Origin of the sequence: Nonomuraea sp. NPDC049784 (assembly GCF_040659615.1) — a bacterium.
Taxonomy (GTDB): Bacteria; Actinomycetota; Actinomycetes; order Streptosporangiales; family Streptosporangiaceae; genus Nonomuraea.
Genome location: NZ_JBFAMX010000588.1, coordinates 1 through 6,485, shown reverse-complemented (window position 1 = coordinate 6,485; position 6,485 = coordinate 1). Strand labels below are relative to the sequence as shown.

At 71.1% G+C, this 6,485-nt stretch carries 6 protein-coding genes; 2 read left to right on the top strand and 4 right to left on the bottom strand.

The window, feature by feature from the left end:
* From AB0J09_RS52675 to AB0J09_RS52660, 4 genes are all read right to left on the bottom strand, one after another.
* Window positions 1–249: hypothetical protein (locus AB0J09_RS52675; RefSeq protein WP_360709537.1), on the bottom strand; the 249-nt coding region annotated here is incomplete at its 3' end.
* 26 nt (window positions 250–275) lie between these two features.
* Complete coding sequence (locus AB0J09_RS52670; protein ID WP_360709535.1) at window positions 276–1,307, bottom strand: ketoacyl-ACP synthase III; 1,032 nt, start codon at window positions 1,305–1,307, stop codon at window positions 276–278.
* A 25-nt stretch (window positions 1,308–1,332) separates the two neighbouring features.
* Window positions 1,333–2,553 carry a cytochrome P450 gene (locus tag AB0J09_RS52665; protein WP_360709533.1) on the bottom strand — a complete coding sequence of 407 codons (1,221 nt, stop codon included), beginning with the start codon at window positions 2,551–2,553 and terminating at the stop codon, window positions 1,333–1,335.
* A gap of 32 nt (window positions 2,554–2,585) precedes the next feature.
* Window positions 2,586–3,986 carry a glycosyltransferase gene (locus tag AB0J09_RS52660; protein WP_360709531.1) on the bottom strand — a complete coding sequence of 467 codons (1,401 nt, stop codon included), beginning with the start codon at window positions 3,984–3,986 and terminating at the stop codon, window positions 2,586–2,588.
* A gap of 228 nt (window positions 3,987–4,214) precedes the next feature.
* On the opposite strand from AB0J09_RS52660, the gene AB0J09_RS52655 reads away from it, so the two are divergent.
* Window positions 4,215–5,498: a cytochrome P450 gene (locus AB0J09_RS52655; protein WP_360709529.1), complete on the top strand. Its 1,284-nt coding sequence runs from the start codon at window positions 4,215–4,217 to the stop codon at window positions 5,496–5,498.
* The coding region (locus AB0J09_RS52650) for an AMP-binding protein (protein WP_360709527.1) at window positions 5,488–6,485 on the top strand (998 nt) is incomplete at its 3' end. The genes AB0J09_RS52655 and AB0J09_RS52650, both read left to right, overlap by 11 nt.

The window sequence follows — 6,485 nt, the reverse complement described above, 5'->3', positions numbered from 1 at the left end:
CCCGGCGTCCGGGTCGCCGCACGCGGTCTGCGCCCGCAGCATCCCGATCCGCTGCCCCTGCGAGGAGTCGCGCCAGATCCAGCCGAGGACCTTGAACCTCTGGCACTGACACCGGCCCGCGTCGGTGGTGCCGAAGATCGTGGCGAGGTCGGCCCAGGACGCCTCGTTGGCGGGGACGATGGTCAGCTGTCCGGCCGGGATGGGCCCCGGCGAAGCCGTCGTCGATGGTTCATGGATGGAAGGCGACACCGCGGAAGGCGACACCGCGGGCTACGTCAGGGACCGGGCCGCGCGAAGTCGCCGGGGGCGTTCCACTCCACCAGGGCCGCGCCGTAGTTGAGGCCCGAGCCGAACGCGACCAGCACGGCGCGCTGCCCGGCCCGCAACCGGCCCGTGTCCGTCGCCTCGCGCAGCACCAGCGGGAGCGAGGCGCCCGAGGTGTTGCCGATCCGCTCGATGTTGGTGAGGGTTCTGCTCAGCGGTACGCCCAGGGTGTCCAGCACGCCGTGCACCAGCCGCAGGTTCGCCTGATGCAGCGCGAAGAAGTCGATGTCCGCGACCCTCAGGCCCTGGTCGTGAACGAACGACTCGATGAACTTCGGCAGTGTGCCCAGCACGAAGTCGCGGATCTCGCGGCCCTCCATCGTGGTGAAGTTCTCACCGAAGGCGGAGGACTTGGGCCTCCCGTCCGCGCCGGTGCGCGACTCCCGTGCCACGTACGCCGTCCAGTACCCGGCCGGTTCGCTGCGCAGGGTCACCCGCCGGATGCCGCGGCCGGCCGGGGCCGGCTCGAGCAGGTAGCAGGCCGCGGCGTCACCGAAGATCACCCCGATCGTCCGATCCTCCGGGTCGAACAACTTCGAGCTGACGTCGGTCAGCACCACCGCCACGCGCGCGTACTCGCCGGACTGCACGTACCGGCGTCCGACGTCGAGCGCGAACACCCCTCCAGGGCACCCCCCGGAGTTGACGTCGAAGCCGGCGCCGCCGTCCATGCCGGCCTTCCGCATGATCGCCACGGCCGTGCTCGGCAGCATGAGGTCCGGCGTGAACGTTCCGCAGATCACCAGGTCCACCTGGTCAGGGGTGATGCCGGCCTGCGCGCAGGCGTCCACCAGGGCGTGCGCCCCCAGATCGGAGGACCAATCGCCGGAGGCCGCCATCCGGCGGGTCTCGACGCCGATGTGCTCATGGATCCATTCGCTCGTGGTCGGCAACCGCGCGGCGAGTTCGTCGTTCGTCACCACGCGCTCGGGGACGTACCGGCCGATCGCCCGAATCCCTACGCCGAACGGCGGAACGCTCATAGGAGACCTCCCTCGTCTGCCGGCGTCACGCCGCCTTCACGGTCGCCGGCAGGGAGTCGTACCAGCGGATGGCATAGCGGTTCAGCCGGGTGGGGTCGCCCGCGAGCGTGAGGTCCGGCAGCCGGCGCATGACCGCAGGGAGGGCGATCTGCGCCTCCAGCCGGGCCAGCGGGGAGCCGAGGCAGAAGTGCGGGCCCACGCTGAAGGAGATCGGCTGGTTGTCCGGCCGGTCGGGCCGGAAGTCGTGAGGCGAGTCGAAGCGCCGGGGGTCGCGGTTCGCCGCGCCCAGCAGAATCAGGAGTTCGGCCTCCTGCGGCAGTGTCGTGTCTCCGACCCGCATCGTGGTGGTCGCCCGGCGCACGGTGAACTGCGCCGGCGCGTCCCAGCGCAGCAATTCCTCCACGTACGGCCGCACGAACTCCTCGTCGTCGCGCAGGCGCGTCGCGTGCTCCGGGCGGCGGAGTAGCTGCAGCAACCCGTTGGCCAGCAGGTACGTGGTCGAGTCGAGCGCGGCGGCGAGCATCCCCACGAGGTTGACCAGCAGCTCGTCGGCGGTGAGAGCGGCCTGGTCGCGGTCGTGCGCGGCGATGAGCGCGCTCGACAGGTCGTCCGCGGGCGCGCGACGCCGGGCGGCGATGAGGTCGATGATGTACGCCTCGATCTCCTCCGTCGACCGCTGCCCCAGCTCCGCCTCGTCCGGCGGCGGGAACGCCTCCAGCACGATCAGCATGTCCCCGACCCGGTCCTCGAACCAGCGGTAGTCCGACTCGGGGATGCCGAGGATGTCGCACATGATCCGCACGGGCAGGGGGAGGGCGAAGTCCTTCACCAAATTGACGACGCCGTCCCCGGCGCACCGTTCGACGAGGCCGTCGGCCAGTTGCTCGGACCGCTCCCGGATGAGATCGCTCATGCCCGCCACCCGGCGGGCGCTGAACCAGCCGGAGAGCAGGGGCCGGACCCGCGTGTGGTCCGGAGGGTCGGTGAACAGCAGCGTCTTGGTCAGCAGCGTCGAGGCCCGGTTCGTCCGCCAGGCCGGCCAGTTGCGGTCCAGGCGCTCTTCGTTCACCACGGATGTGGAGGCGTCGCGCAGGATCTGGTCGGCCGCTTCATAGCCGACCACGATGAACATGCTGTCGGTCACCGGCACGATCGGGCCGTGCTCGTGCAGCGCCTGGTACCCCGGATAGGGATCCTCGATCCCGTTGGGGCCCATGATCCAGGCCAGGGCGGACTCCACGTCCATCCCGGATCACCTCCTTGCCGTCGTCTGTGGTCTCATGCGCCGGACGTCTGGTTCGATGCCGCGACGTTCCGCGGCTGGACCGCGGGCAGCCGGTTTCCGTGTGTGAGGTGGACCGCTTGCAGCACGATGTCCGCGGCCCGTCCGACGCCACCGGCCTGCCGGAGCCGATCGCCCCAGTGCCGGCTGCGCTGCCGGAAGGAGCCGTCTGACAGCAGTCGGAGCAGCTTGGCGGCCACCTCGGCCGCGTCGAAACCGGGCGGCCGGTCCAGGGCCAGCCCCACACCGGCGTCCACGGCGCGGGCGGCCAGGTCGTAGCAGTCCAGCCAGAACGGCATGACCAGCATGGGCTGCCCGCAGTAGACGGTCTCGTGGAAGATGTTGTTGCCGCCGTGGCAGACGACGGCGCGCACGTGCGGGTGGGTGAGCACCCCGAAGTGCGCCGGCACCCATTCGACCGTGCGGACGTTGGCCGGCAGTTCGGCGGGCAGCAGCGCCCGCTGGTCGGCGGGCAACTTCCACAGCACCTGGTGGCCCGGCCCGAGCCGGCGCAACGCCTCGGCGAACTCCCGCAGTTGGTCGGCGGACAGCTTGATCAAGGTGCCCATGTTCACGTACACGACGGACTCGTGCCGGTCCAGCCAGTCGCTCAGCTCGCCGGCCCCGTCAGCCCATGCCTCCCGCGGCGGGACCACGGCGCCCACCATGTGCAGGTGCGGGGGAGCGGCGAACGGATACTCCAGCCCGAAGACCGAGTAGTTGAGCACCGCGACCGCGTCGGCAGTGTGCCGTTCCGGGTCGGCGAAGACGTTGGCGAGGCCGTGCGCCCGCCGCTCCCGCGCGAGCGTGAGGTCGGCGCAGCGCAGCATCGCCGTCCGGAGCCGGAGCCGGAACGCGACATTGACGAGCCACTGGGCCCCGCTCAGCCGGTGCGGCAGGCCGGAGGTCGGGGTCGGGTACGTCCACGGCAGCCGGCCGAGGTACACCCCGCTCGCAGGGAAGGCGATGCTCAGCACGAACGGCACCCGGCGCGCGCAGGCCGCGTCGATCGCGCCGACGTTCAGATTGTCGATCACCATCAGGCGGGGGCGTACGCGATCGATCTGCTCCAGGGTGCGCTGGAAGAACGTCCGCAGCACCGCCCGGTCCCGCACGACGCGCGCCAGCGCGACCGTGCCGGCGGTGGTGCGCGGTCCCCGGGTCATGGCGCCGTACATCGCGCCGTCGACGGTGACCATCTTTTCGCCATAGGAATGGAACGAGATCGGGCTGCCCGCGCCCGCCGCGTCCACCAGGCGCCGCGCGTCCTCCTCGGAGGCGAAATGCAGGTCCGGCACATTTCGCCGGGACAGTTCTCCGGCGATCGAGAGAATCGGATTGAGCAGGCCGGAGTGCGCCGCACTGGCGAACAGAATAGGTCCTCGATCTGATGTCATCCGCATTCCTGGGTTAGGCCGCAGAAAATCATCGCCAGGCTTGCCTGACGTGGTCGAAGGTCGGTCGTGCGCCGCTCGAGGAAAATGGGGAGGTCGGGCGGCGCTCGAGGGCCGCTGAATGGCGGGTCCAGGAAAACAATAGGCACTTGACGCGCTGACCGCGGACCGCGAACACTCGGCTATCGGGACCTCGGGGGCGTCCGGCTTATTCTTCCGGAGGAAATGCCAGTGTCGGAATCAAGTTCCGCTCTTCCCGGTTTTTACTCCCGGGAATTCGTCAGCGACCCGTACGCGGCGTACGACTATCTGCGCCGCACCGGGCCGGTCCGGCGGATCCACCGGGCCGGCGTGCCCGTCTGGCTGGTCACCAGCTACGACGAGGTGCGGCTGGTCCTCACCGACCAGCGCTTCGTCAAGGAACCGGCGCGATGGCCCGTACCGATCGAGGAGGCCGACCCCGGGCTCGGGGGCCTCGCCCGTTTCGTTGGGAAGCACCTGCTGTATTCGGATCCGCCGGGCCACACCCGGCTGCGCCGGCTGGTGTCGAAGACCTTCACGCCGGGCCGGGTCGCGGAGTTCGAGCCGATGATCAGGACCGTGGTGGACGAGCTGCTCAAGCAGTTCGACGTACGGGACGAGATCGACCTCGTCGGCTGGTTCGCGGTCCCCATCGGGACCACCGTGATCTGCGAGATCCTGGGCATCCCCGCGGCCGAGCGTAAGGATTTCCGGCGGTGGTCGCTCCCGCTGGTCTCCGACGACGAGTCCGCCCGCTCCAGCGCGGAGCTCGCGGCCGGCCGGCGGGCCGCGCTCGCCCAGCTGAGCGAGTACCTCGGCGCGCTGATCCGGCAGAAACGCGCCCGCCCCACCCCTGACCTGCTGAGCGCGCTGATCCAGGCCCGCGACGGTGACGCCCGCCTGAGCGAGACGGAGCTCGTCGCGATGGCGCTGCTGCTGCTGATCGCCGGGCACGAGACGACCGTCAATCTCATCGGGAACGGGATGCTGGCCCTGCTGACCCACCCTGACCAGGCCGAGCTGCTGCGCCGCCGGCCGGACCTGATCTCCGGCGCGATCGAGGAACTGATCCGCTACGAGGGCTCGGTCATGATCTGCAGCCTGCGGGTCACCGGCGAGCCCGTCGAGCTCGCCGGGGTGCGCATCCCGGAGGGCGAGCTGGTCATGGCCGTGGTGGCCGCGGCGGATCGCGACCCCGCCCGGTTCGACGACCCGCAACGGCTCGACGTCACCCGGCCGTCCAATCCCCATCTGGGGTTCGGCGCGGGCGCCCACTACTGCGTCGGGGCGCCCCTGGCGCGGCTGCAGAGCCGGATCGCCATCGGGGAGCTGCTGCGGCGCTATCCCCGGATGGAACTGGCCGTGCCCCGGCAGGAGCTGTCCTGGCATCCCAGCATCTCGCTGCGGGGCCTGCACGCCCTCCCTGTCGCACCGCACGGCAGCCCCGCGTACCCCGCGATGCGGCATTTGGCTGGAGGTGCCCGTGGTCGCTGACACCCCGCCGGGACCGGTCGCGCTGCTGCGGCGGCACGTCCGCCGCATGCCCGGCGCCACCCTCTACGAGTACGCGGGCGACCGCGACGAGCGCCTCACCTTCGCCGAGCTCGACGCGCGCGCCATGGCGCTGTCCGCCGAGATCAGGCGGCACACCGCGGTCGGTGACCGGGTGGTCATCCTGCAGGAGTCCGGGCTGGAGTTCCCGGTCGCCTTCTTCGCCTGCCTGTACGCCGGTGCCGTCGCCGTTCCCCTGTACCCGCCGGACGCCCAGCGGGCGACCACTCGTCTGGACTCGGTGGTCCGTGACGCGGATCCGGCCCTCGTCCTGACCGCCGCCCGCCACCGGCGCGCCGTGCGGGGCTGGCTGGACAGCGGCGTCGTCCGATCGCCCCGGCTGGTGCTCATCGACGAGCCCGGCCATGCCGACGGGGAGCCGGTGGTGGCACGGGGTGACGAGCCGGCGCTGCTGCAGTACACCTCCGGCTCCACGGGAGACCCCGCCGGAGTCGTCGTCACCCACGACAACCTGGTGGCCAACGTCCGCCAGATCCAGCACGCCTATGAGCTGTCCTCCGACAGCGTCCTGGTCAACTGGCTTCCCCTCTTCCATGACATGGGCCTGCTGACCATGGTGGTGCTGCCAGCGCTGTTCGGGATCCGCTCGGTCCACCTGGCGCCCGCGACGTTCATCCGCCATCCACGCCGCTGGCTCGAACTGATCTCCCAGCTGCCGGACGCCAACGCCATGTCGCCCGACTTCGGCTACCGGCACTGCGTGCAGCGGATCGCCCCACCGCAGCGGGCCGGGTTGGACCTGCGCGGATGGCGGATCGCCGGGAACGGCAGCGAGCCGGTCCGGCCGCAGACGCTCGACCTGTTCGCCGAGGCGTTCGCCGGCCAGGGGTTCGACCCGGCGGCCTTCCGCCCCAGCTACGGCCTGGCCGAGGCGACCGTTCTGGTGGCCGGGTTCCGGGCGCCGGGGCC

Bases quoted from the DNA above. Each gene is read 5' to 3' on its own strand.
- AB0J09_RS52665 (WP_360709533.1), bottom strand. From the start codon at position 2,553: ATGGACGTGGAGTCCGCCCTGGCCTGGATCATGGGCCCCAACGGGATC.
- AB0J09_RS52660 (WP_360709531.1), bottom strand. From the start codon at position 3,986: ATGACATCAGATCGAGGACCTATTCTGTTCGCCAGTGCGGCGCACTCC.
- AB0J09_RS52670 (WP_360709535.1), bottom strand. From the start codon at position 1,307: ATGAGCGTTCCGCCGTTCGGCGTAGGGATTCGGGCGATCGGCCGGTAC.